Below are 25,230 nucleotides of genomic sequence, written 5' to 3'. Positions count from 1 at the left end.
TGGGGCATTCGCAAGTCCATCAAAGTTGCATCTGGCTGTTTTTGACGAAAGACAGCGAGTGCCTCCTCACCATTCCCAGCTTGTCCAATGACAAGGATATCTGGCGCTTCTTCTAGCATCGCAACCAAACCGTACTCCTATTCTTACTGGGACAGCTTCTAGAAACTGTTTCATTCTACTTTCGCTCTTCCGTAGCTTGGAGTAGAACCTGGCATTTTCAATGGCGATCGCTGCTTGGGATGATAACAGATTCAAGACTTGCGATCTTTGTGGTGTAAAAACTCCAGCCGCCAACTTGTTTTCTAAATACAACACGCCCACTAGCTTACCTTGATTGAGCAGAGGCAAGCATAAGATTGATTGAATTTGATTGTGTTGAATAGCTTGGTTTTGAGTAGCAAAATTTTTATTCGTCCTCTATCATTTTTGGGCAAGGCGCGTAAATCAACAAGAGTTTCTCTGCAATATTTATTTACAACGTGTCCCACTTTGCAGGTATCTCGGCGGCCACCCACGTAGGTTAACAGCTTCTCAAAAAGCGTAAGTCAAAAAGAAATAGACATACGGCGCTTACGCAGATGAGTAATCCTCTTATGCCGCTCTTCGGGAATTCAGTCAACTTCAGGGGCATCGCTACCTTCTTCAGTAGCAGAAATACTTGTCAGTATAGGACTTGAGGGTGTTGTCGGCAGCAGCCAGAGAGAGGAATGCTGTCACGTATCTGAAAAGATGTCAGGATTTATTAGCAATACGACATCTCTTTCAAAGCCGCTATAGTAAAGCATTCAGTTCCAGATTAGTAAATAAGAGCGCGAACGCTCTGTGGTCAAGAGAATTTAAAATATCTCTACATCCTGTTCATACACTCAATATTTAATTTTTCTCTTAAGGATTTATAGTTTTTAGCATTGTATAGGGAATACTAAAATTTAGATTTCTTTACGTTACTAGATTGCTTTTTAAGATTATATAAATTGATCCATAATGATTTAGTTAATTGGAACATCTAGATTGTGAGGAGTGTCGATTCAGCCAGATAAACATTATTAGGAAGTTTTGGGCAATGCGTCGAGCTGTATTATTCCTATCAAGATTTGCAATCAGCTTATGGATTGTACTAGTCGTTGCTTTTCTATCGCTGTTAATGGTCAACGCTCCAAGTGTACCTAATTTAACACCTTTTGCTGGCATATCGATTAAAACCCCAAATAGCTCTATCATTCACTTGCCTAATCGAACCTTTACCTGCACAGAGACAGAGCAGCAATTTCAGTGTCATGCAAAAATTCAAAATCGTTTACTAGACCTTAGCCTAACAAAAGGTAGTGATTATAAATATGACCTTAGCAATTGTCGTGCTTGGTATGACAAACAATCAGTTAGCTGTCAGGAGACAGGGCAAAACTATGCGCCTATACTTTCAAGAATGTACCAGATTACAGGTCTGGGATTAAGCCCTCAACAACTACAGGCAGTTAAGCAAAAATATTGGGGCATCAACACCCTTATGCAAATGGGTGAACTTCGTTTGATGTGGATCAGTACGGGGCTATCACTTGCCGCAGGTCTTAGTGCTGCTTTCTTAGTTTGGTTTTATCCAGGTAAATTCAGCAAAGCCTTTACAAGCCTTGTCTGTGGATTTGGAATGTATCACTTTGTTTGGGGTTTACTGGGTCGTGTGCAGTACGACATTGTGACTCCCTATGGATTTACAGACGATACCTGGAATTGGGCTGTGAATGGAGGAGCGCTGGTTGCAGGTGTTGGAACGGTTCTTGCCACTGCTCTGTTGCTTTGGCAAAGATTTAATCGTTTAACCAAAATTTTTGTCAGCATTAGCAGTAGCGTGGGAATTTTCAATCTCTGCTTGTTCTCCTTTAGTTGGAATTTCGCCTATTTGCCTTCTTTATTGGGTTTAACCGGAACTTTTTTTCAAGATGGGTATGCGATGATGTGGCTTTGGACAGCCATTTCGACTATTTTCGCAATTGCTGCTGCACTCTTGCTTTGGTTGAACACAAATCAATCCATTAAAAATTTTCTTTGTCTAGGCAGCAGTTTTGGTGCGGTGGCACTAGCCACACGCTTTTTTATATCCGTTTTATTAAACCTGGGGTATGCAGATTAAGGAAGGCGAAGACTCAAAAAACCTTACTTCTTTGCGGTCTTAGCTAATCAAACCTCGAACAACATAACATATCATATCCGGCTAATTGCTTATGATAAAAGCGGTTGACGGACGAGGCTATGTCCGCAATGGATGAAAAAAACCAATAGATATCTCCGAAAAAAGTTTATATTAAAATTGTGTCTTGAAAGTTTTGACCGCTCCTTCAATGGTGCACTTCTGGTTATTTGCAGCTGAGTTATTGTGTTTTAGCTGGTATACCATACTCTTTTTTCCAAAGGAACGCACTCGCTGAAATTAAAAAAAGGGTTAATATCAATTTACATTGAAGCTGCATAGAAAAGAGCTTCGAGAAGAAAGTCATAAGAAGTTAAAGATATAACAGATTCCGATGTGATTGTACTGAAAAGCTCGTTTAGGCGATGCCTACGGCGGGCTGCGCCGACGCGAAATTCTGCAAGGGTGTGGAATACCTGACCCTTAATTTGAGATTTGAGAAACAGATAACGCAGCCGTTTGCCTTTACCAAATAATTGTTGTAACGCTAACAATGCTAGTGGAATGTTTTTTTGAATGTCTTAATTGCTTCTGGATCTTGGTTTACACTGCATGGTCGAGGTACTTTCAGCTTGCAGGCTAGTTTGTAGCGCACCAAGTAATGTACCATTGGGTAAATTTTTTAACAGGATGATGCTTACTGTCCACGTTCGTTTGGAAAAAAGAGTATGGGATACCAGCTAAAACGCAATAACTCAGCTGCAAAACTAGAAACCAACCATTCTTGGAGTTTACCTATTGTTCCTGAAGACACTGCGATCGCGCTAATATCACCCATTGCAGCCGCCTCTAAAATCTCGGTAACAGAGTGTCCTTCTCGAACTTCTATCTCCACTTGTAAATTTACCCCCTCCAAATCAGCTTTAATCTGAGATAGAGTTTGTTCAGCCTGCTGTGGTAAGATTTTCCTTGGTATTTCTCGACGACCACTATCTTCTAAAACCCAGCAAAGCTTGCATTGTTGCAGATATCTACCAGATTGTTGTTGAGCCAATTGCTTTACTTCTTGCACCAAATAATCTGCCGCTTAAGTACCGTTGTAGGGAAGTAGCAAAGAACGGAAAAGGTGCTGACAACGGAGTGTTAATTCCTCAGAAGTATAAGCATAGATCAACTGAGGACGCAGTACCAGTAGGGGAATAGATGTTCGACGAGATAAGTTAGCCATCGTACTACCCACGAATTTTTCCGTGAATAAGCTGCGACTTTGAGAACCTAGGATAATTAATTGAGACCCATAGGTTTGGGCAACTTTAAGGATGATATCAACAGGCTTTCCCGATTGAACTTCTATTTTTACTTCTACATCAGTGGGGCTTTCGCCAATAGCTTCTGCGAACCGAGTTTGAGCTTGTTCTATTTTTTCACTATCAACTTGTGGAATAATGCCTCTTTCCCATAATGGAACAGCGTGCAGAAAAACTATTTGCTTCATCCCCGCAAGCGCAAGGCTGGAAACAAAATGTCTTAGACGATGTAAACCGTCGGAAAAGTCTGTGCAAATCAAAATTCGTTGAAACATGTGTAACTAATAAAAAATATTTAGAGTCTAAGCTATCAATATATAGCATTAAACTGTGTACCGCATACCATGTATCCATCAAAACAGTATCAAATGGTAAAAGCTGATGATACACAAGACTTTGGAGCATGTCTTTCACATGGTCTATCTTGGTTTTGCCATCGACATCAGGATTAAAAACTCGATAATCTATGACCTAAAATCTTTGAAGTGTAGGGTTGACATACATGCAGTTAACTACACCAATGCCTTTAAGGACACCATGCTCATTACCACTATTTGTCTTCTGACTATTTCTATTTCTTCAGAATATCTTTTATCTAAAACGCTATCATCAAATATTATGTAACTATTGGCATCAGGCTCAATTACCTCTTTCACATTATCCCATAGTAAACTTAGTAAGCTAATCGTCATTCATTTTTCCAGAATGATTTGCTTGTAGTAAAGGCTTCAGCCCTACCTTCATGCAACTTAAATGCCGATTAGCTTATCAAGAGCAGCAACATAGTTCCATTTAAATTAGTATTACCTGAGCTAGTCGACGTACTCCCTCTTGAATTTTCTGCTCATTGGGCTCAACATATCCTAAGATAAATTCGCCACCAGGGCTATGTTTTAAATATTGAGGATACGCCGCCCCAATACTTACGCTAGCAAGAGCAGCAAGCTGGACTATTTCATGATCACTGAGTTTAGTATTGATTTTGATCATCAGATGCATTCCGGCATTTTCCCCCAAGATTTCAATTTTGTCACCGAAATAAAAAAACAAAGACTGCACCAAAGAGTTTGCCTGCGTTGGTCGTAGAGCGAACGCTGAGTTCGACGGTTGGAAAAAGGCAAAAAGCTTGCTAAATAGGAATTTGATAAACTGGGCAGGGATATAGCGATCGCTAAGATTGATTGAGAATCGAGAAAAAAGTCATAAAAAAACGCCGAGACTAAAAATATCTAACAAAATTAGGGTTTCGGCTATGTCTACCATTGTATCTTGCCTCGATATCGTACAAATTTTCTGTGACGTAGATGATTATTGCAACCATTGGGAGAACTTGTGGCAACAAGTACTATATGCGATCGCGCTGCAAGTGATTGTCAAGGTGAAACTTTTCTTGCTGATCATAACTAAACATTTTAATTTGCTTAAACATTTCGTTCTTGAAATACTGCCTCTGCCAAAGCCATTGCTTGCTGCACTTTGACAAAGCCGACATAGGGAATCATCTGGATGATTGCTTCAACAATCTCTTGACAATTGGCACCAACGTTTAATGCTCCATTGATATGCACCTTTAGCGGTAATTCTGAGGCAGTTGTATTCAATCCAGTCAACGCAGAAACAGTCGCAAGTTCGCGGATTTTAAGATCCAGATTCGGGCGAGAAAACACTTCGCCATAAGAAAATTCCAAAATATAGCGTCCGAGGTCGGGAGCAATATCTTCAAAGCTTTTCACCACTGCTTCACCCGATGCCTTGCTAATTTGGTTTAAGGCTTCTAAACCCCGGCGATAACGCGCTTCATTGGTTTCTGCTTGTCGCCGACTTTCTAGATTAGGTTGCGGACTGATAGCAACAATTCCCCGTTGCTTGAGGTTTACAAATATCTGCTGCGCGGCAGTAACGGCAGTTAATGTTTTAGGATACCCAGCATATACTGTCATTTGCAGCAGTAACTCTTTAATTTCAGTCTCAGTTGCACCTGCTCGCAATGCACCTTCGACGTGGGTCTCAACCGAATCACTCTGATTTCCTAGAGCCGTCACCATCACTAGAGTGGCGAACTCGCGTGATTTGAGGCTGAGTCCACGCCGATTCCAAATTTCACCACGCGCAAATTCGATAATTAACCGTGGTAAATCTGGTGCAAGGTTTGCAAACTGAGTTGCAATCGTTTTGACTCTATCGCCTTCTGTTTGCTGTAAATTTTGAATGCCGAGTTGATAGCGATCGCCCTGCGGTCGAGACGAAACAGGCTTAAATTCAAGCTTTCGCTCTTTGAAGACTTCGCGGGCGATTGTTATTCCATCTTGCGCGGCTGGAAAACCGGCATAAACCACCGCGTGAAGAATCGTCTCTACCACTTCTTGAGGCGTACAACCCACATTCAGCATTCCATGAATATGAAATTTCAGTGTTGGACGAACCGAGCCGAGCGCAGTCAATGCCGCAACATTGACAATCTCTCGCTGTTTCAAATCGAGTCCAGGGCGAGACATAATATCGCCAAAGGGATATTCCACACTAATCTGGGCTAAGTCTGGAAAGAAGGCTTGAAGTGGACGTAGGGCACAAGCATAATCAGTACCACCAATCCGTTTGAGCGTTTTGATGCCGCGAGTATAGCGATCACTTGATTGAGCGTGTGCTTTGTTAGTAATAATTCCTAAAACTACTGTTGTTAAAGTTGCAATTGCTGAGGTTAGGAGCGCTCGTCGCATGATTTCTGCTGTTATAAAGTTCAAAATAATTTTGGGTGTTCAAACACTTCTACAACCCAGACATCATGCCGCCATCTGCTAAGAGAGAAACGCCAGTAATGTAGGGGCAATCGTTTGACGCGAGGAACAGTGCAGCTTCGGCAATCTCCTCCGCTGTTGCGATCCGCTTGAGTGCATCCACTAACTGCCGTGCGGCTTCTATCTTCTCCTTTGACCCTCCTGTTGTCTGCTGAAACAGAGGTGTATCCGTGATTCCAGGCGAAAGCACGTTGACCCGAATTCCTTGCTGACCATAATCAAGTGCTGCCGCTTGAGCTAAACCCAGCAGTGCCCGTTTAGCAGATGTATAGGCAGCAAAACCTGGTCGAGTTGCCACAGTATGCTGAGAGGCAGTAATCACAATGTTTCCACCCCGCTTCAGCATGTGAGGAATTTGGTATTTCATAGCCAGGAAAACGCCCCGTAGATTCGTATTCTGAACCCAGTCCCACTCCTCAACGGTGATCTCGTGAAGTGACTTTGAGAGTACGTCACCGGCATTGTTGAATGCCACATCCAATTGACCATATTTTTCAACGATGTGGTTGATGTGGTGGGTGAAAATATCGATGTCGCAATTCGCATTAGTGAACTCGCTTATTCTTCACTAATCACACGTCGGTTAGTTTCCGATTGCCGCATTATTTGCGCGGCTCCGGCTTATCTTGCTCGCTATGGAACACCGAAGACTCCCGATGATTTGGCTACTCACAACTGCCTCGCATTGAATGCATACAAAACCACCTTGAATCAATGGCGTTTTCGCGATTTAGTTGAACTCAGAGAAATTAGCGTAGGTGGAAATTTTACGGTTAATAGTGGGATAGCGCTGTACGAGGCTGTACTGGCAGGCTTGGGAATTGCTCGTGTGTCAGCATTTTTGGCAGAGCAGGCGTTGCAATCTGGGCAACTAATTCGTATTCTTTCTGAGTAAGAAGATGATAATGATGTCGGAATTTATGCCATATTTCCAAGTAATCGTTACTTACTTCCTAAAGTGCTATACTTTGTCGAATTTTTATGCCAGAGTCTTCACTCAAAAGGGTAGTGGTAAATATGTAGCGATAGAATTTCAAAAATCTCATAAAAGCGTTATTGAAAAGGGTTACAACTCATTCCTTGTTGATAACGCTTAGGAATTGTGTGTAGCATTCGTTGAAACACAGATGTCATGTGCAAAATATCTCCTTAGTCAAGTCGCAATACTTAATGTCGGTCAGTTGCTTCAGACAACGGAGTTTCAACTTCTAATTTGGCACGGTGATGCCGAGTATGTCAGATAATCCCCTAAAGTTAGTATTTTGGGTATAAATGGAAGAATATATACTTATTTCTTGCCCCTATTCCTTGCTCCCCATTTTCTTAAGTATTTCTTCCAGACTTTCGAAACTAAATCGCATGAGAAATTGCGAATTGCCATCAATCTCGACTGTAGCTTAGATTAAAGGTGATATTTACAGGCATAACGAGATATGGCAAAGATTAATGGCACAATGATGCAATATTTCCACTGGTACATCCCTAATGATGGGAACTTGTGGAGTAAAGTTGAGGCTTCAGCACCAGAATTAGCAGATGCAGGTTTCACAGCAATGTGGCTACCACCAGCCTACAAGGGTTTTGCTGGGTCGTATGATGTGGGATATGGTGTTTACGACTTATTTGATTTAGGTGAGTTTGAGCAAAAAGGCTCGATTCGGACGAAATACGGTACACGTAAGCAGTATCTTGATGCGGTTAAATCTCTGCAAACGCATGGTCTGCAAGTTTATGCAGATGCGGTACTAAATCATAAGATGGGGGGTGATGCACTAGAAACACCAAAAGCAACGCCTTTTCCTCAAGACGATCGGCTCAATCCTAAAGGTGGGTTACAAGAGATTAAGACATACACTCATTATAATTTCCCTGGACGGCAAGGCAAATATTCTAACTTTGAATGGCATTGGTGGCATTTTGATGCTGTTGATTATAACGAATATAACAGTGGCGATCGCAGCACACTCTATTTATTAGAAGGTAAAAACTTTGACGACTACGTAGCCTTAGAAAAAGGCAACTTTGCCTATTTGATGGGTTGCGATATCGATTTTCAAAATGAGTGGGTGCGGGGTGAAACTACTTATTGGGGTAAGTGGTATCTTGATACAACAAAAGTAGATGGTTTCCGGATCGATGCTATTAAACATATTTCCTCTTGGTTCTTTCCGCAATGGATAGATGAACTAGAACGCCATGCTGGTAAAGATTTATTTATGGTAGGAGAGTATTGGTATAACGATATTAATACTCTGCTTTGGTATGTTGATGCTGTTGGTGGCAAGATGTCAGTTTTTGACGTACCACTACATTACAACTTTCATCAAGCCAGCAAATCTGGAGGCAATTATGATATGCGTCGGATTTTAGATGGCACAATGATGCAACAAAGTCCTACCCATGCTGTGACATTTGTCGAAAATCATGATTCTCAGCCGTTACAAGCTTTGGAATCTGTCGTTGAACCTTGGTTTAAACCCTTAGCTTACGCCATTATTTTGTTACGACAAGAAGGCTATCCTTGTGTTTTTCATGCTGACTACTACGGTGCAGAGTATGAAGACTGGGGGAAAGACGGCAATCGTTACAATATTTTTATGCCGTCCCACCGTTGGATTATTGATAAGTTACTTTATGCACGTAAACATTATGCTTACGGGCCGCAATACAACTATTTAGACCATTGGAATACTATTGGTTGGACACGCTTAGGTGATGAAGATCATCCTCAAGGAATGGCTGTAATTATGAGTGATGCTTCAGAAGGTGTTAAATGGATGGAAGTTGGTAAACCCAATACTAAGTTTATTGATTTAACTGAACATATCAAAGAAGCTGTATATACCAATGAATGGGGCTGGGGTGAATTTCGTTGTCTAGGTGGTTCAGTATCAGTTTGGATTCAAGCATAAAACATACTCAATTTACAGAGATTGATATGAGATTTAACCGCGTTCATGAATAGATTTGTTGCACAAATAGTATTTCTAGCGCATAGACCCTGATACTGTTGGCAAAAGTGTTACAAAGGCATAAACAAAAGTATTACAATTAAAAGACGCAATAACAGATTGAAGGTTTAAGCTTAAGTAATACTTGTATTTACAAACATATAGTAGATTCGCCAACAGTATCCTCACCGTAGGTGATCATATTCAGTAGGTTACGGAAAAACGAAAACTTGGAAGATGCCGCAAGTGCTATGTTGAAGTATCTGGAGGAGTTGAAGCGACCTATTTGACAGCGTTTAAGGAAGAGCTTTTGAGTTTTCTTTTTATAAGTAACCATATTCACTATCTCAACTGGTGTCGAATAACACATTATTTGTCGTTGTTAATACATTACTGTCGCTCTAAGATGCACCCTGCTAAGTTAGGCTGTATCAAAGATTAGCCCATTATACGCACACTATATAAGTCTTTTTTGTCTGCCGTTGTTCCAAGGAATCTAAAGTGCTACAACATAGCTAGGATGCAAATTTTATCAATTTAAAACTTTAACGACATTAATTTGATAACACGACAAAGGAATTGTTATCCGACAACAGGGCTAAGTACACCACATTACAGACAGCATACGCAACTTTGGCTATTTAAGCGGGTCGTGTCCCCAATCTTTTAAAGAGTACCGCAAGGCACTATGTTCGCTCTGCGCCTGAATGTTTTTATTGATAATTCGTGCTGGGTGACTAAATTGCGAGTTATCAATGACAAATTATCTTCTTCCGGGTCTTTTATCTAATAAATTAACAGCAGCACCAGCAGCAGCACCATTGACACCATTTTTCCAGGTAGTTCCACAACCACCAGAAATTGCACCTGCCAATACACCAGCACCAGCACCTACAGCGATATCTTGAACAGGTAAACGTCCGTTTCTTCCTCTGGCTCTGGTGCTTCTTGCACCATTGGCAGCATTAACAGCAGCACCAGCAGCAGCACCTTTAAAAGCGTTGTCTAATACCGAACCACAATTTGTTAAAACCCCACTTAATACACCTGCTCCAGCTCCAATGGCAGCATTATTAAGAACTCGGTCATCAGCAGAAGCAGGTTGAACCGGGATTAAGCTAGTACCAGCTAAAGTAGCAGCCATCAAGCCAGGTAGGAATGTGCGTTTTAGGATATTTTGCATGGTAGTACCCTTTAAAAATCTTACGATTAGTGAACAACCAAATTTCAGTGCGCTCTCTAATCCTCGTATTTCTGATTTTAGACAATAGCAATATTATCTAAAATAAGGATATTTGGATAATTGCACCCACTAACAACGTAATTTTATCCTAAAGCTTGTTGTATTTACTGAGTGGACAATAATTAAACTGACACATTAACTAAAAAATAGTAAACCAAAAAGTTTTTCTTCAAAGAGCGATCGCTCTTATGGGGCATAATCCATCGCCTGCCCAATCTATTCTCTATTGTATTGCCGAAAGCCCTGCTTATGTAGGCGATTGGAGTGATGAATGGCGTGTTGGTGGGAAATCTTAGAATTCTTCTTTGGAGCAACTGTTAGAATACTATGTTCAATGAAGAGCAGTCGTTGGCTGCCTCTAATTCCCCTATACAATGATTATCATTACCACGCAAATGAATATTTAATTTATTGAAAGCCTTATTTGATTGGGGTTTTGGTAATTTATACTCTGATTCAGGCTCGTCAATATTTAGATGCGATCGCCCTGGCATTCCGATTGGTTTGGAGGGATAAATTTTGTTGCTTTCAACCCAAATGGCAAGACTTTAGCCAGTGGTAGTTGTGACAAGACCATTAAGTTATGGCATTTGGAAAGCGGTCAGGAAATCTGTACCCTAACTGAGCATTCTGATCGTGTTTGTTCTGTCGCTTTTAACCCCAATGGCAAGATCATAGCTAGCGGTAGTAAAGACAAAACGATCAAGCTATGGCAGTTGGATACAGGCAATGAACTCTGTACTTTTTCAGTATCTGAAAATGTAGTTTTTTCCGTTGCCTTTAACCCAGATGGGAAGATGTTGACTAGTGGCAGTGGGGATAAAACTATTACCCTATTCCCCATCGCTAAGGCTGTCATTCTTTTATAAATGACCTATAAGCATAATCTATTCTTGATTTATTGAAAATTTAGATGATTTCAGTAAATTACTAAATTTTTTGATCAATCCATTAATTGACAGTTTAATAACATCCATCTTTGGGATACTCTTTCTCTTGATTAAGTATTAACTCTCTAAAGATTAAGTATTAACTCCCTGGAGATAGAGCCACTTGTTTGAGAGGAGAAGTTATTCTGAGATTACCAACAGTTGAGTAGCAAATAAAACTCAATATTTATCAGCAACATATATTTTCAGTTCATTAAAACCTCTTGTTTTTAGAAAGCTTTAGTTTGTCAATATCCTAATTTGAGGAGTGAAATCAATGTCTATTCCCAATGAACGCGAAATTAAAAACAGTGAAGTTAGGCAAGAATCTTACACTGATATTAATGGCAATACTCAGACCAATTTGACACAAACCACTGAAACCGTTAAGAACAATACAGCTAATCCCAACTCTTACACTAACGGTTACGTACAAGGTCGGAATGTTGAGCGTAGCAATCAAGCAGATTTAGCCCAGCGTGATGAAAACAATGCTAGTGGTGGTTTATTGTTGGGTATTATCATTACTTCCTTGCTTGGTTTGGTTATAGGTGGTGTTTGGTACTTCAACCAGCAGAATAACGCAGCGGTTAACAATGCTGTGCCAGTCGTGGTTCCTGTACCGAGTAAGAGTAATCCAACTCCCAGTGCATCTCCTCAACCACCAACGATAATCGAAAGAACTAGGGAAGTACCTGTACCTGTTGCTGTTCCTGTTCCCCAACAGCAAGTTACACCTCCGTCTGCACCTCGCCAACCGGATATTAACATTACTATTCCACCCCAGCAGCCTGCGGCAGAAAAAGCACCTTCTGTAACCCAGCCAACCCCTAAAGCAGCACAAAGTCCGGCGACGAGTCCAACTACTAATACTCCGACTTCGCAGAACGATAGTTCTACTAATACCGTCGCTCCAAGTACAACAAGTGGTAGCTCTAAAACTACTCCACCTGAAGGAGTAAACCAGTCAAATACTCCATCTAATAGCGGTTCTTCTACCACGGGTGATAGTAGTACAGACGGTTCTGGTCAATAACGATTCTGAACTTTCAGCCCCCACTTGATAATGTTGGTGTTTACACTAATACATAACAAGTGGGAGATTTTTTAAGGAATATTTCTGAATTGTTTCGAGAAATTAATGGTATTCAACTTTAGTAAATGTGTCTTGTCGCTTACCAAACACAATGCTAGATTAAGAGCAAGGTACAAACAGGTTAAAAGTTAAACAAAAACTTTCAAGTTAGAGCCTGTACCTCCTGCTCTAATGTTCTCGCGTAGGCATAGCCCGTCGTAGACATCGCTCCTTTGGTTGTGGCATCCATTGAATGTGTATTTTGCCTTAAGTTCAATGAGTTGTTTTGGAGGTTTTAGAACGCATAATCAGAAAATGCCTGCCTAGTTCCTGCCTAGTTAGAATATAAGGATGTGCAATTCTGAGTAGAGCGATTGCCAATGCTGTCCACCTTAGTTTGAGTTAGTTAATCCTGAATTCTCTAATCTTCAAGAAACCGTCCTAAGCTGCTGACATTTATCCATCGCGGCTTCAGGCGGTTTCTGCTTTGAATTCAAAAGTTCAAAATTGTTAATCACTAATTAAGGTAATTACAGTCACTTCTGGCGGACAAAATAAACGTCCTGGTTTATAAGTTCCTAAACCACGATTGACATACAGTTGATTTTTTTCTACCTTGTGAAATCCTTGGGCCCACTCCCAATATCGCACTACTTTAGAACAGTCTCCCAAGAAAAATGTTACCCAACGTCGCAATTTTTTGGGAATTTGTTTGAGTAACTTTTTATAATAGAGTACTAGAGGGCCAATGCCTGGAATTACGATATGACCACCGTGGGTATGACCAGATAGTTGCAAATCTACGCGCCATTGTTGCAATATCTTGGCTGTATCTGGATTATGGGATAAAACAATGCGCGGTGTAACCGAGTCTAGTTGATTCATGACTGGTGCAGGGTAAAATTCCTGTGACCAATAATCAGCTAGTCCAACGAGTGGTAATTCTTTTCCTAGTGGATAGGCAATTTCATTCCAAAGCACATGCACCCCAATACTAGTTAAGGCCTGTGTAACTTCTGCTTTTGAGTGGCTGTAATAGATATCGTGGTTCCCAAGTACGGCATAGATACCACAGCGACTTTGCAGATGTTTGAGTCGATGCACCAATTGGTGAATTGGCGTGGGATCGTCAGTTACGTAGTCACCAGTTAATAAAATCAAATCCGGTTCAGCTTCGTTAGTAACTGCGATCGCTTTTTCTAGCATATCTTCCGACAGCCGTAGACCATCGTAGTGAAAATCTGACAATTGTACTAACGTCGTACCTTGTAAAGATGCAGGAAGCTCTGCAATCTTAACCGTTATTTTATCTACTCTTAAATGTCCCGTAAACAACCAATGCATAAGACAACCGATACTCCTCATACCAGCGCTTACAGCTTACCAAAAATAAAAATGTAACTTGATAAAATGCAATAATTTATGTCATTTACTCCAGATAAAATTAGTTACTATAATCACTTACTCACCTTGTAGCGTAATTATAGTAACTTCTGGGCGGCAAAATAGACGTCCTGGGAGGTAAGTTCCCAAACCACGATTAACATATAGCTGATTTTTTCCTATCCGATGGGAACCCTGCGCCCATTCCCAATGGCTGACTACAGAAACATTTGCTTCCAAAAATGGCACTAAACGCCTTACTTTTCTGGGTATTTTTTCTGCAAACTTATTGTAAAGCAACACCACAGGGCCAATTCCGGGAATTACTATTTGACCACCGTGAGTATGACCAGATAATTGTAAATCGACTCGCCATGCTTGTAATATTTCCGCAGTATCTGGGTTGTGGGATAAAACAATGCAGGGTGTGTCGGGGTTTAGCTGGTTCATAACGGGTTCAGGGTTGAATTCTTGTGACCAACTATCCGCTAATCCAACAAGTGGCAATTCTTTTCCTAATGGATAAGCAATTTCGTTCCAAAGGACGTGAATTCCAATGCTAGTAAGGGCTGCTGTAACTTCTGTTTTTGCCTGTCTGTAATATATATCGTGATTGCCAAGAACAGCATAGATACCATTGCGACTTTGCAGATGTTTGAGTCGAAGTACCAGCTGGTGAATTGGTGTGGGATCGTCAGTTACGTAGTCACCAGTTAATAAAATTAAATCTGGTTCAGCTTCATTAGTAACTGCGATCGCTTTTCCTAGCATATCTTCCGACAGCCGCAAACCATCGTAGTGAAAATCTGACAATTGCACCAGCTTCTTGCCTTGTAACGATTCAGGCAACCCTGCAATGTTAACCGTCAATTCCTCCGTACTCAACGGCCCAGATAACAACCAGTGCATAAGACGTTCAATAAACTTTAATCATAGCGCTTACAGCTTAACGAAACATTGTCGGTTCGTGTACAGCGACCAGTGCAAGTTACTAAAAATTTTACAAAACCTATAAATTTTAGCGTATTTATATTTATTTAAATCAGACATAACTTTGCTATGAATTTATGTCAGAGTATGGTGCATCTCATCTGAAAAACGGATAGTGATTTATATTACATATATAAATCAACTATGCGGACAGGGTTTATTTTGCTAGAGTATACTATTCTGTTACATTAGTTTTTGTTGCTCAGGCTAAATGGCTAAAAGCTAACGTAACAGCGCTGTAGCTGTAATATCCTCTAAATATTACTAGTGCTAATTTTGATTATTTTATTGCAAAATAATCAAAAAAAATAACGCCTACCTATAATTAGGGTGGCGTTATTTTTTTAATTTAATTCACAGTTAAAAATAGTTAAATCAATTTGCTAAATCTTCCTAGCTCATTGTCCGCAATTTTATTTTTATACAGCGCTGCGATTGGTTAATAAGTTCCACAAGAAAACTGCGACAATTGCACCAAGAACTGCTACAGCAATACCTGGAATGCTCAGACTAGGAGCTGCTAGAGATAAAGTTCCTGTACTGAAGAATACACCTAAACTACCGCCAACAAAAGCACCTATGATTCCTAATACTATGGTTCCTAGAATTCCGCCACCTTGATGACCGGGGTAGATTGCTTTTGCGATCGCACCAGCAATTAGACCTAAAACAATCCAAGCAAGAATATTCATTGTTGTTAAGTTGGTAAACGTTTTTGACTTACAAATTCATATTAACTATCTTCATCTCCAACTCAATCTACCATCAGAATTAATTATGTATATCCATTAGGAATAGTTTAGTTGCTACCAGCTTTTTTAATACATAATCCAATTGAGGTAGATAGTCAATTAAAAAAAAAGCTCCTAGTAGGTCTTCAACTAGGGGCTTATCAAACTATTGCTTGGTACTTGCAGTATATGCATTTTTAATAAGCTCTCTCCTCTACTAGAAGAATTAAGCTGAGTTTTTAGAGACTGTCTCTAAAGTAATGTAAAGGAAGTAAAATCAGGTGATTGAGACGATGGAGTACGCAACTTAATGTCTAGCTTTTTATTTTTAATTGCTTATCTTTATGATCAGTGCCAATAAATGGGAACAGTCTGCGGTAATACCAATGGATACTTAAGAAAATCAGACTTATCAAGGTCAGCAGCATAACGCCCAGAATCGTTGTATATGCCTTAGTGTGCAACCAAAATCCATTTGCATCTAGTCGCACAAGCTTCCATAGGCGAGCTATATCGACGCTTTCGGAACCATGAATGGTGGTTGGTAAGGATGCTGATGTATTTTGTTGTGCAATTGTCATTTTAATTACTCCTTTAGACCCAAACGCTAAGGTATCTAATTTCAAACTACGGTAATTCGATAGATTTAATGGTATTTATGTGTAATATCTCATAGCTTGATGCAATAAGCAAGTTTTAAGGGCATTGGGATTGGGGAGTGGGTATTAGTATTGAAAATTAGGTATTTACTAGAGTGAAAACTATTCTCTAGTTCCAATCCTTAGCCCCCAATCCCTAATTCCCAGTCAAAATGCCTAATCAAATTTGGTTATCACAGCTGCAAAAACAGCGAGCGATCGCAGTCATCCGCGCCCCTCAAATGGAATTGGGAAAGCAAATGGCACTGGCTGTAGCATCTGGGGGAATGCAGTTAATTGAGATTACCTGGAATAGCGATCGTGCTGGGGAATTAATCAGTCAACTACGTTCGGAATTACCAGCGTGTATCATTGGCACTGGTACGCTATTCAATGTGCAACAGTTGCAAGATGCGATCGCATCTGGGGCGCAATTTCTCTTCACGCCCCACGTTGATCCGGCAATGATTCAAGCAGCACAAGAAAAAAATGTGCCTATTATACCCGGAGCGTTAACTCCTACAGAAATTGTTACCGCCTGGAGTCAGGGCGCTAGTTGTGTAAAAGTGTTTCCTGTGCAAGCAGTGGGAGGGGCTGATTATATCAAAAGTTTGCAAGGGCCACTAGGTCAGATTCCCTTAATTCCTACTGGCGGCGTGACTCTGGAAAATGCCAAAGAATTCTTGCAAGCCGGAGCGATCGCTGTCGGTTTGAGCGGGGAATTATTTCCCAAAAAGCTTGTCACAGAGGGAAATTGGGAAGCGATCGCATCTGGGGCAAGAAAGCTGATACAACAGTTAAGTTAACTTAGAATCAAATCATTAAAAGTTCACGTCTATTAAAGTAATAGATAGAGAAATAAAAGTGAAAACTGATAAGTTTCTCAAGACCCCATGATTCGAGTGCGAGTGTATCTAAAATGAAAAAACTGATTAATCCTGACTGGATGCGTCGCTTACAAATACTTCTCACTGGTACAGCACTGTCCGTAAGTGTTTTTACTACTACTGGAACTAGTGAAGTTTGGGCGAATTCCAAAAATAAAGTAATTGCACAAACAATCCAGACATTACAAAAATCAGATAAGCGCTGGATTCAAATTGATCTTTCAAAGCAACGGTTAATAGCTTGGGAAGGTGACAGAGTGGTTTATGGAAGTGCTATTTCTTCTGGAAAAAAATCTACTCCCACTCTTGTTGGTACTTTTAATATTCAATCCAAGTTAAAAACTACGCGAATGCGCGGGAATGGCTACGATGTCCCTAACGTTCCTCATGCGATGTTTTACCAAGGCAACTACGGTATTCACGGTGCTTACTGGCATAAAAGGTTTGGTACTCCAGTCAGCCACGGCTGCGTGAATCTCGCACCTAAACATGCTAAATGGCTATTCCAGTGGGCATCTGTAGGCACGCCAGTAGTTATCCAAAAATAGTAGGTGAAGCAGCCATAAGGCAATTTAGTTAAAATCATAAATAACAACAAATCAAGACAATTAAGTGATTCCAGCAAGATTTTATGCTGGGAATCTTCGGAGTCGGAATTACTGAAATTGAAATAAAATACAGAAGAGGGCATTCAACGGTTTGCCCAAAAAATAAGCGTAAATTCTGACAATTTCTGTGTGAAATTACAAATGCAAATCTTAATACGGGGAAACTTTGCATTTAGGCATTTAAATGACAGATTTTTTTTAAAGGTTGTCCTTGGTAATTAGTTATTGGTCATTGGTTATTAAGTTAGGAATCATCATTTAACCAAGGACAAAGGACAAATTGGACGCGGATTAACTTAGGACTTATCTTGAGAAGCTTTAGCGGATGAATTGCGTAAATCCTTGACAAGAAGTTAGAAGTCACTTTGGAAATTTGTAGTTTTCCAGAAAATTGCTTCACTTCATGATTTTTGCGTAGTTTAGAAGATGAGGCATAATGCAAACTTGGATTCGCCGTGGTGGGATTCGTTCTTCAGGAACTTTTTGTACAGGCGTAGCGCTGATGGTGATGACTTTATTCTCTTGGTCATCACCGTTAACAGGTACACCAAACTCGACTACGGCAACAGCCACCTCAGTCGATGAAAACAGCCTCACAGTCAATAATATTAGCCAACCTCGCTGGATTGAAATTGACTTGTCAGAACAACGTTTACGTGCATGGGAAGGTAATAAACTTGTTCATTCATACCGCATTTCTGGAGGTAAGCGATCGACTCCTACACCCATAGGTAGATTTCGGATTAATTCTAAGTATCGCACTCACCGGATGCGAGGCAGAGGCTACAACATTCCTGACGTTCCTTACACGATGTATTTCTACAGAGGCTACGCCATCCACGGCGCTTACTGGCATAATCGTTTTGGCACTCCAGTCAGCCACGGTTGCGTAAATTTACCTGTTAAGCAAGCTCGCAATCTTTACAACTGGGCTAGGAATGGAACTTTAGTAGTGGTGCGGAAATAATTCGTAATTAAGAGTTTCAATTACGAATTATGGTGAAGATAAATTAATCATTGCGGCAATTATTATCTGGATGTTATAGACAGGTAATAATTGCCGAATGTAACGCACTTTACATCACTGCTAGACTAAAAACACATCTTCAAGGGATTTAGGAGGATCTAAACTTTTTGATACCAACAAGAGGACTTTTCAAACATCCTCTTACTTCAGGGAGAAGATTTTTTGCCTGTATTACCAGAAATTGAGATTAAAAACAGTGAAATTCCCAACAGCTTATGCTTGAGGATAAACTGCTTACACTTGGGCAAGATTATTCCATGTAGCTTTATTGGCAGCCTTGTACCAGTTTTTAACTGCATCACAGGAATCAGCATAATTTTGGCCAAATTCGCGCAGCTTTTTCCGACTAATGATGTGCATTATATCTAACTCAACTGTGCCACAAGTTGATTTTCCAACAGCGTATCATTCGTTAACAAGTCTTCAACGGTGATTCGTAAAAAGCGTTGATCATCAACTTGAAAGAGAATTTTTATGCGATCGCTTCCAGGATATCCGGGTGGTGTCAGTTGGGCAATTGTTCTTGCGCCTTCTTGATCGTTAAGGGGTTTGACGCTGGTTTCAGTATTTTCCATACGGCGAGTAATTAAGCGATCGCCATCAAAATAAACTTCAGTACTACCCGTATCTGCTCCTAATTCTCCCATAATTAGTTCAATGCTGGGCTGATTTTCCACTGAAGCGCCTAAGACTAATTCCACTGGCTGATTCATGGGGTATGCTTGTCCAGCTTTAATCAGAGAATGCCATTTGTGACGCTGATTGCGGCGATCCCAGTAGCGGATACCATAACTATGGTAGAGAAAGTCTTTGATTTGTACGCCTTGAGCTAACTGTAATGCACCTTGAGCGATCGCTTCAAAGGGACGTTCGCAACGGATTTTTTCTGGCTCAAAATACTGTTTTATCCATGTCTGCACTGCTGGTAATTGCACTGTGCCACCAACTAACAAAACTGCATTAATATCAGGAAGTTCAATTCCTTGCCGTCTTGCTTGCTGCAACAGTGTTGTCATCGACTCATCTAGTAACTCAAAAAATGCGTGTTCTTTGAGAATATCTTCAAAAGTGTCGCGGTTTAATTCCAATTCATAGCTTTCAAATGTCTCATCATCAAAATAAACTTCACTAGCTTGGTTTTGGGTTGATAGCTGAATTTTCACCCGTTCTGCCAATCGCGTTGTCAAGGGACTTACCGCTAGTTCTTGAGTTTTGGCAAAGTAATCTACCAACCAATTATCAATATCAGTACCGCCCAGATTTTGCCCAGCTTTTGCCAGGACACGAGCAGTTTTGACTTTCTGCCTTGAATCTTCAGCCAGGGACTTATTACCCCACTTGAGGAGAAATCCTAGTGGCTTTGTGGTTGCTTGCACACTTTGATCCAACCGGACAAGAGACAAATCCAAAGTACCGCCACCAAAGTCAATCACCAAGAGAATATCTTGATCTGCCAAACCATAACCCAAGGCTGCGGCTGTGGGTTCATCCAGCATCCGCACCTGTTCAACAGGGAGGGCTTGACAAACTGTGCCCAACCAGTGACGATAAGCTTCAAAACTGTCTACGGGTACGGTTAAAATTAGAGAGTCTAATCCCCCTTGCTGGGGTGCTAGTTTTTCAATCACCTGGGTAAGGAACCATTGCCCTACTTGCTCAAAGGTGACAATTTGCCCATCTAGTTCGGGTAAGAAACCTTGGATATCTGCACCAATACCCCGCTTGAAGCTGCGGAAAAATCGCGTTTCGCCTTTGAGGTCAAGACCGCGATCACGTACTTGTTGCCCGACTAAGACTTTATTTTGGGCTGCATCTTCAACATAAACCAAGCTGGGAATCAGTGGCGGATTGAGACTTTGTTTAATTGACAAACCTGGTAGTGTCAGGGTTTCTGGCTGCTGGGTTACAGGGTTCCAACGAGCAATGACTGTGTTGCTAGTACCAAAATCGATTGCGATCGCCATATTTTATATTTATTATCTCGCACGAAGATGTCAAAGCTGCTTTATTTGTGATTATTCTCTATAAGTTACCAAGAAAGCAAATGCGCCCATAGGCTTATTTCTTTGCATCCCAACCCAGATATCGATGCAGTGTGTTGCAGCTAACACTTAGCTGCATGAAAAGTCCCGATTCTCATACAGTATAAGCTACTAACTGATGCTTCCGTTCAGTGCAGCTATAGCAATCCTATTTGAGTGGTGAAAAATATAGATTAGGAAACGAACCGCCAAGGACGCAAAGGAAAGAAGAAAGAGAGATATAATTTTCACGAATGATTTAGGACTGCTATAGTTTTTAGCAGTCCTCTAATGTCTAAATTAGTTTAGTCTTGCTTGCTTTGAAATCCGTCTAGTTATTTCAATTTCTTGCTTGATTTTATTTGCCTCATCTTGACCTTGCTCTGCTAGTTCTTCAAGATTATTGGCTATTAATAATACTTCTTGCACTAACTGTTTTGTCTGTGCTGATTTTTGCTCATATTTTTGAGAGACTTCTGTAATTTCAGAAAAAATATCTTTGTATTCTTCCGGCGGATTTTCTAACCACTTCTCAAACTCGCCTTGTGGTTTTTGAAGAATAGCAAGAGTTTTTTCCCAGGAGGTTTTAAGACGCATATCTAACGTCTTAATCTCCTGATTTTTTGCCTTGAGTTGTTTGGTATTATTCACTCCAGCTAATTCGTAGACTTTAGCTTTTAGCTCTTGAAGTTTCATGATTCCTATCGAGCGTCCCAAATTTAGAGCATTTTGTCGATCCACTTATTTTAATTTCTGAGCGAGTCTTTCATTGTCTTCACGAAGACGCTGAGTCTCTTGAACTAATGTAGCAATTTGCTGTTTCTGCTGTTCAATTAAAGCTCTTGCTTCATCTCTTTGCTGCTTATACCGTTTGCTATGGGCAACTCTTCCACCTAAACTCTTATTATTTTGAGCTAATTCCTGTCTTCGCTTCTCAACTTCATTGTATTTCTTTTTAAGCTGCTCCAGTTCTTTAACCAATTCCACCTGAGCTTTACTCTTTTCAGCTTCAGATCGGAAGGCTTCATTTTCCGCTTTTAACGAGGCAATCCGTGCTTCTAATCTGTTAATTTCTTTATCAAAACAGAATTCAGGAGTCAGGAGTCAGAATTCAGTATGAATTCTGTACGACTGGTGGATGAATCTAGGGGTTTAAGACCCCCGCTAAATCTTCTCTTTCAGAGACGCACTTGCGTTCATTTAGCGGTCTACAATGAGTGGCGGGTCTGAATCCCCCACTCATTGATTCTGACTCCTGGATTCTGGCTTCTGGGTTCTTCTTCAACTTTACCAAACAGTTTCTCTTGTAATACTCTGATCAAACCCAGAAGCTTGGATTTTTGTTGATCTTGTTCATTACAAGCTGCTTCAAGCTCATTAGCGCGATCGCGGAGACGACCAGCCCGATTCTGTAGAACTTTAGCTGTACATTCATACTTAATAATCGCAATAACTCTGCTACGCTCTGGTTCATCCAGTTGTTGAACTTCAGGGCTACGCCAAAGATCATCGTAGTAGGTACAATCATGGCGTAGATCCTGGGTTTTGACGTGTCCAGGAGCCGCAATTAACTCAGAGTTTTTCAGCCGAACTCGGTCATGCCAGTAGTCAAACAATGCCTTGCTGTCGTCCATGATTGTGCGATCGCTTGTAAAATAGCTATTTACCTTTAAACATAAAGTAACTGAAAGTTCAATAGAAGCCGTATTTACTCTGAACTGCTGTAAAAAATCTTCACTTTGTTGGGTAATCTGCTATTTTCGCCATGATTTAAACGAGATTTGATAAATGCTTACCCTGCAATTAGACTAGGAATTCTATTTTTGGGGAACAAGCTTAGGCAATACCTGCTCAAGGATTCGTTTTTGACCATTAGGAGTAAGAGCAACTTTATCCTCTGCAACAGCGTCAAAGTGGAGGCACTGGCTAATTAGTACAGAAACCTAATCTAACCCGAAGTTTCGGGTTAGTGGTAGTTAATGCTCAATCTTCATGCCGTAATTGCCATACTGCACCAAAAGCGGCCCCAGCCCCAGCTAACAATCCAGTACTCATACCTTGGATAGTTTTTTGGATTGGATCTTGGGTTAGGCACTCACTTGTAACTTTGCTGTCTCCCAAGCAGAGATTACTTTCTGCCCAACCAGCAGTACCTCCTAAAATTACACCAGTTATACTACAGGAAACAATTAGCAGCAAAAGACGTTGTGTTTTTCTAGCCATAGATGGATGTTTTACTCAATTTTGTATTTTAGGATCTAAAGTGGCTCAATATGTGAATAAACTAGTTTGGATAAAGAATTTTAGATTTTTCTAGAGTTAAGCCACTGTTTAATCGGTCTGCTTTAGCAAAATTTCAAATCTAAAATTCTGTCAAAAGTTAGAGATTTTAATTTACTCTCAACTACTTTACACATCTATGCAGCAAATGTCAGCTGGTTTCGGGCTAACGAGGGCAACTTAATAGGGTTCGGATAAGATAAGTTGCCTATCGATAACCTTTGTAAAGACGTAGCATTACATAGTCTTTACATACCTTAAAATTTCACCTATAACCTATAACCGAAGCGTGTTTGAGTCCAACCCATTAGCTTCGGCGTAATTGGTGAATTGCTGTCCACTGATGCTCAAAAAAGCATCTACTCAATCTTCAAGTTGAAAGGCAAGCGGGCGTAGACTCCCTGTGGATCGTTCATCTTTTGCAGAATCTCTACTTCTTGTTGCAATTTCTGAAATTCAATGGTAAGGGGGTTAGATTGTTTGAGTTGCACTTCCTCAATTCCTAAAGCAGTCCGCACCTCTTCAGTTACACGCCCAAAAAAGCGTTCTCCGAAGCTGCTTGTGCGAGGATATTCTTGCACTTCCCAGTCTTCTCCTAGTTTCGCCTGCTTGACAGCATAAGCGATCGCACTATTTAAACCACCAATTTCATCCACCAAACCAATTTCCTTCGCTGCTACACCAGACCAAACCCGTCCTTGGGCAATCTCTGCCACTTTTTGTTCTGGGAGTTTACGACCTTGAGAAACTTTATTCAGAAACATATTATAAATTCGGTTAACACTGCGTTGATAAAGTGCCAACTCTTGGGGCGATTTCGGACGCGAAACTGTTTGAGTATCAGCATAGGTTCCAGTTTTTACGGAATCCCAGGTGATGCCATTATCATTAGCCAGCTTTTCACCATTGAACAACACCCCAAACACACCTATTGAACCAGTAATTGTATTTGGTTCGGCAAAAATGCGGTTAGAGTCGCTAGCAATCCAGTAACCACCAGAAGCGGCGACATCACCCATTGAGACTACAACTGGTTTCGTTTTGCGAGTTAATTTCACTTCTCGCTGCATGACTTCAGACGCAGTAGCGCTACCACCGGGACTATTAATCCGTAATACAACAGCTTTTACATCCTTATCTTGTCGGAGTTTGTTGAAGATTTTGGCAAAGCGATCGCCTCCTACTTGCCCATCATCACCTTTACCATTAACAATTTCACCCTCAGCATAAACAACGGCAATTTCATTTTTTGAGCTACGTTCTACACTCAAAGATTTGCCAGAAACTTGTGCGTAGCTATTCAGGCTAATTTGTCGGAATGTTTTGTCGTCTTTATCGCTATCTGTCAACTTTTTCAGGTCAGTTACCACTTCATCGGGGTATTGGACTTGATCAACTAAACCGCTAGTTTTGGCTTGTGTAGCTTCGAGTAGCGCCTGAGTATTTGCGATCGATTGCAACTGGTTAGGTTCAATTTTCCGACTTGCGCCTACAGTAGTACGCCACTCTCCCCAAACATCATCCAACAATTTTTGAGTTTGTTCGCGGTTTTCTGGACTCAACTTTGTCAGGATAAACGGTTCAACTGCGCCCTTAAATTTCCCCACCCGCACGACTTGAATACCAATGCCATATTTCTGCAATGCTCCCGTTAAGAACATCGGTTGCGAACTCAAACCGTTCATTTCCATCATTCCTAGAGGATTCAGTACAATGGAATCTGCTACTGAACTAAGGTAATATTCCTTTTCACTCCAATCACTGCCATAAGCGACAATCTTTTTCCCCGCAGCGCGAAACTCCTCTAGGGCTTTCCGAATTTCTTTCAGAGAGGCATAGCCAACGTTACCAGCTTGGCTTGTGCTTGTTGCATCTAAATAGATCCCAACAATTCGCGGATCGCGCCGCGCCTTTTCCAAAGTTTTCACAACTTTGCGGAGTGCCATCCTATCGTCATCTACACCTGATAATGTGTTTTGAAACAGTTGGCCTGAACTAGGTTCGCTATCAGTAATTTTCATTGACAAGTCAAAAACCAACACTGACTTATCTTTCACATTTGGCCCAGTATCTTTAGAAGAGGCAGCAGCCAATATCAGCAAGAATAATCCAGTAGTTCCCAGACCACCGAAAATAATTAGTCCTAGTAAGGTGCCAACTAAACTAGCAAAAGTTTGTTTGATAAAATTACGCATTAGTTATTAGTTATTGGGAATTGGGCATTTACAAATGACAAATGA

Annotated in this window: 25 protein-coding genes and 3 pseudogenes; 9 read left to right on the top strand and 19 right to left on the bottom strand. The window is 40.7% G+C overall.

What is annotated here, in order from left to right:
- Nucleotides 1–66 precede the first annotated feature (66 nt).
- Nucleotides 67–390: pseudogene (locus H6G97_RS10340) on the bottom strand (GAF domain-containing protein); the annotation flags it as partial.
- 673 nt (nucleotides 391–1,063) lie between these two features.
- On the opposite strand from H6G97_RS10340, the gene H6G97_RS10335 reads away from it, so the two are divergent.
- Complete coding sequence (locus tag H6G97_RS10335; protein WP_190940516.1) at nucleotides 1,064–2,128, top strand: hypothetical protein; 1,065 nt, start codon at nucleotides 1,064–1,066, stop codon at nucleotides 2,126–2,128.
- Nucleotides 2,129–2,448: 320 nt separating this feature from the next.
- Here the strand turns inward: H6G97_RS10335 and H6G97_RS10330 are convergent, their stop codons facing one another.
- The 5 genes and pseudogenes from H6G97_RS10330 to H6G97_RS10320 form a co-directional block, all read right to left on the bottom strand.
- The gene (locus H6G97_RS10330) at nucleotides 2,449–2,679 is read right to left on the bottom strand and encodes a hypothetical protein (protein ID WP_190940515.1); all 231 of its coding nucleotides are present in this window, start codon (nucleotides 2,677–2,679) and stop codon (nucleotides 2,449–2,451) included.
- 143 nt (nucleotides 2,680–2,822) lie between these two features.
- Nucleotides 2,823–3,197, bottom strand: a complete 375-nt coding sequence (locus tag H6G97_RS54710) for a universal stress protein (protein ID WP_338421655.1) — start codon at nucleotides 3,195–3,197, stop codon at nucleotides 2,823–2,825.
- Nucleotides 3,198–3,212: 15 nt separating this feature from the next.
- Nucleotides 3,213–3,707 carry a universal stress protein gene (locus H6G97_RS52345; RefSeq protein WP_242054882.1) on the bottom strand — a complete coding sequence of 165 codons (495 nt, stop codon included), beginning with the start codon at nucleotides 3,705–3,707 and terminating at the stop codon, nucleotides 3,213–3,215.
- Between the two features lie 13 nt (nucleotides 3,708–3,720).
- A pseudogene (locus H6G97_RS52340) lies at nucleotides 3,721–4,103 on the bottom strand (IS701 family transposase); the annotation flags it as partial.
- A gap of 121 nt (nucleotides 4,104–4,224) precedes the next feature.
- Nucleotides 4,225–4,491 carry a hypothetical protein gene (locus H6G97_RS10320; protein WP_242054881.1) on the bottom strand — a complete coding sequence of 89 codons (267 nt, stop codon included), beginning with the start codon at nucleotides 4,489–4,491 and terminating at the stop codon, nucleotides 4,225–4,227.
- Between the two features lie 193 nt (nucleotides 4,492–4,684).
- Here H6G97_RS10320 and H6G97_RS55905 point away from each other — a divergent pair.
- A pseudogene (locus H6G97_RS55905) lies at nucleotides 4,685–4,777 on the top strand (IS982 family transposase); the annotation flags it as partial.
- Between the two features lie 76 nt (nucleotides 4,778–4,853).
- Here H6G97_RS55905 and H6G97_RS10315 read toward each other — a convergent pair.
- Nucleotides 4,854–6,149, bottom strand: a complete 1,296-nt coding sequence (locus H6G97_RS10315) for a carboxymuconolactone decarboxylase family protein (protein WP_190940514.1) — start codon at nucleotides 6,147–6,149, stop codon at nucleotides 4,854–4,856.
- A gap of 49 nt (nucleotides 6,150–6,198) precedes the next feature.
- Complete coding sequence (locus tag H6G97_RS10310; protein WP_190940513.1) at nucleotides 6,199–6,702, bottom strand: SDR family oxidoreductase; 504 nt, start codon at nucleotides 6,700–6,702, stop codon at nucleotides 6,199–6,201.
- 6 nt (nucleotides 6,703–6,708) lie between these two features.
- On the opposite strand from H6G97_RS10310, the gene H6G97_RS10305 reads away from it, so the two are divergent.
- Both H6G97_RS10305 and H6G97_RS10300 read left to right on the top strand, forming a co-directional pair.
- On the top strand, nucleotides 6,709–7,122 hold the full coding sequence (locus H6G97_RS10305) for a substrate binding domain-containing protein (RefSeq protein ID WP_190940512.1): 414 nt from the start codon (nucleotides 6,709–6,711) through the stop codon (nucleotides 7,120–7,122).
- Between the two features lie 538 nt (nucleotides 7,123–7,660).
- Nucleotides 7,661–9,139 (top strand): alpha-amylase, encoded by a 1,479-nt coding sequence (locus H6G97_RS10300; protein ID WP_190940511.1) that lies wholly within the window; start codon nucleotides 7,661–7,663, stop codon nucleotides 9,137–9,139.
- A gap of 802 nt (nucleotides 9,140–9,941) precedes the next feature.
- Here H6G97_RS10300 and H6G97_RS10295 read toward each other — a convergent pair.
- On the bottom strand, nucleotides 9,942–10,361 hold the full coding sequence (locus H6G97_RS10295) for a hypothetical protein (RefSeq protein ID WP_190940510.1): 420 nt from the start codon (nucleotides 10,359–10,361) through the stop codon (nucleotides 9,942–9,944).
- Between the two features lie 536 nt (nucleotides 10,362–10,897).
- On the opposite strand from H6G97_RS10295, the gene H6G97_RS10290 reads away from it, so the two are divergent.
- A complete protein-coding gene (locus H6G97_RS10290; RefSeq protein WP_190940509.1) occupies nucleotides 10,898–11,290 on the top strand; it encodes a WD40 domain-containing protein in 393 nt (130 codons plus the stop codon).
- Between the two features lie 337 nt (nucleotides 11,291–11,627).
- Nucleotides 11,628–12,386, top strand: coding sequence for a hypothetical protein (locus H6G97_RS10285; protein WP_190940508.1), 759 nt, complete (start codon nucleotides 11,628–11,630; stop codon nucleotides 12,384–12,386).
- 549 nt (nucleotides 12,387–12,935) lie between these two features.
- Here H6G97_RS10285 and H6G97_RS10280 read toward each other — a convergent pair.
- The 4 genes from H6G97_RS10280 to H6G97_RS10265 form a co-directional block, all read right to left on the bottom strand.
- Nucleotides 12,936–13,769: a metallophosphoesterase gene (locus H6G97_RS10280; protein ID WP_190940507.1), complete on the bottom strand. Its 834-nt coding sequence runs from the start codon at nucleotides 13,767–13,769 to the stop codon at nucleotides 12,936–12,938.
- Between the two features lie 117 nt (nucleotides 13,770–13,886).
- Complete coding sequence (locus H6G97_RS10275) at nucleotides 13,887–14,717, bottom strand: metallophosphoesterase (RefSeq protein ID WP_190940506.1); 831 nt, start codon at nucleotides 14,715–14,717, stop codon at nucleotides 13,887–13,889.
- Between the two features lie 500 nt (nucleotides 14,718–15,217).
- Entirely contained in the window at nucleotides 15,218–15,490 is a 273-nt protein-coding gene (locus H6G97_RS10270; protein ID WP_094348080.1) for a GlsB/YeaQ/YmgE family stress response membrane protein, read from the bottom strand.
- Nucleotides 15,491–15,843: 353 nt separating this feature from the next.
- Nucleotides 15,844–16,110 carry a hypothetical protein gene (locus tag H6G97_RS10265; RefSeq protein ID WP_190940505.1) on the bottom strand — a complete coding sequence of 89 codons (267 nt, stop codon included), beginning with the start codon at nucleotides 16,108–16,110 and terminating at the stop codon, nucleotides 15,844–15,846.
- Nucleotides 16,111–16,340: 230 nt separating this feature from the next.
- Here H6G97_RS10265 and H6G97_RS10260 point away from each other — a divergent pair, with 230 nt between their 5' ends.
- The 3 genes from H6G97_RS10260 to H6G97_RS10250 all read left to right on the top strand — a co-directional run bounded on the left by H6G97_RS10260 (nucleotide 16,341) and on the right by H6G97_RS10250 (nucleotide 18,629).
- Complete coding sequence (locus tag H6G97_RS10260) at nucleotides 16,341–16,973, top strand: bifunctional 4-hydroxy-2-oxoglutarate aldolase/2-dehydro-3-deoxy-phosphogluconate aldolase (protein ID WP_190940504.1); 633 nt, start codon at nucleotides 16,341–16,343, stop codon at nucleotides 16,971–16,973.
- 113 nt (nucleotides 16,974–17,086) lie between these two features.
- Nucleotides 17,087–17,602: a L,D-transpeptidase gene (locus H6G97_RS10255; RefSeq protein WP_190940503.1), complete on the top strand. Its 516-nt coding sequence runs from the start codon at nucleotides 17,087–17,089 to the stop codon at nucleotides 17,600–17,602.
- 496 nt (nucleotides 17,603–18,098) lie between these two features.
- A complete protein-coding gene (locus tag H6G97_RS10250) occupies nucleotides 18,099–18,629 on the top strand; it encodes a L,D-transpeptidase (protein WP_190940502.1) in 531 nt (176 codons plus the stop codon).
- Nucleotides 18,630–19,054: 425 nt separating this feature from the next.
- Here H6G97_RS10250 and H6G97_RS10245 read toward each other — a convergent pair whose 3' ends face one another.
- From H6G97_RS10245 to sppA, 6 genes are all read right to left on the bottom strand, one after another.
- On the bottom strand, nucleotides 19,055–20,653 hold the full coding sequence (locus tag H6G97_RS10245; protein ID WP_190940501.1) for an Hsp70 family protein: 1,599 nt from the start codon (nucleotides 20,651–20,653) through the stop codon (nucleotides 19,055–19,057).
- A 357-nt stretch (nucleotides 20,654–21,010) separates the two neighbouring features.
- Nucleotides 21,011–21,406, bottom strand: coding sequence for a hypothetical protein (locus H6G97_RS10240; protein ID WP_190940500.1), 396 nt, complete (start codon nucleotides 21,404–21,406; stop codon nucleotides 21,011–21,013).
- A gap of 45 nt (nucleotides 21,407–21,451) precedes the next feature.
- Nucleotides 21,452–21,697, bottom strand: coding sequence for a hypothetical protein (locus tag H6G97_RS10235; RefSeq protein WP_190940499.1), 246 nt, complete (start codon nucleotides 21,695–21,697; stop codon nucleotides 21,452–21,454).
- A 221-nt stretch (nucleotides 21,698–21,918) separates the two neighbouring features.
- A complete protein-coding gene (locus H6G97_RS10230; protein ID WP_190940498.1) occupies nucleotides 21,919–22,344 on the bottom strand; it encodes a hypothetical protein in 426 nt (141 codons plus the stop codon).
- A 349-nt stretch (nucleotides 22,345–22,693) separates the two neighbouring features.
- A complete protein-coding gene (locus H6G97_RS10225) occupies nucleotides 22,694–22,933 on the bottom strand; it encodes a hypothetical protein (protein ID WP_190940497.1) in 240 nt (79 codons plus the stop codon).
- Between the two features lie 416 nt (nucleotides 22,934–23,349).
- Nucleotides 23,350–25,185 carry a signal peptide peptidase SppA gene (gene sppA, locus H6G97_RS10220; protein ID WP_190940496.1) on the bottom strand — a complete coding sequence of 612 codons (1,836 nt, stop codon included), beginning with the start codon at nucleotides 25,183–25,185 and terminating at the stop codon, nucleotides 23,350–23,352.
- Nucleotides 25,186–25,230 lie beyond the last annotated feature (45 nt).

Source organism: Nostoc flagelliforme FACHB-838, assembly GCF_014698065.1.
GTDB lineage: Bacteria > Cyanobacteriota > Cyanobacteriia > Cyanobacteriales > Nostocaceae > Nostoc > Nostoc flagelliforme_B.
The sequence above is the reverse complement of the archived record's forward strand: the minus strand, read 5'-3'. Positions and strand labels throughout refer to the sequence as shown.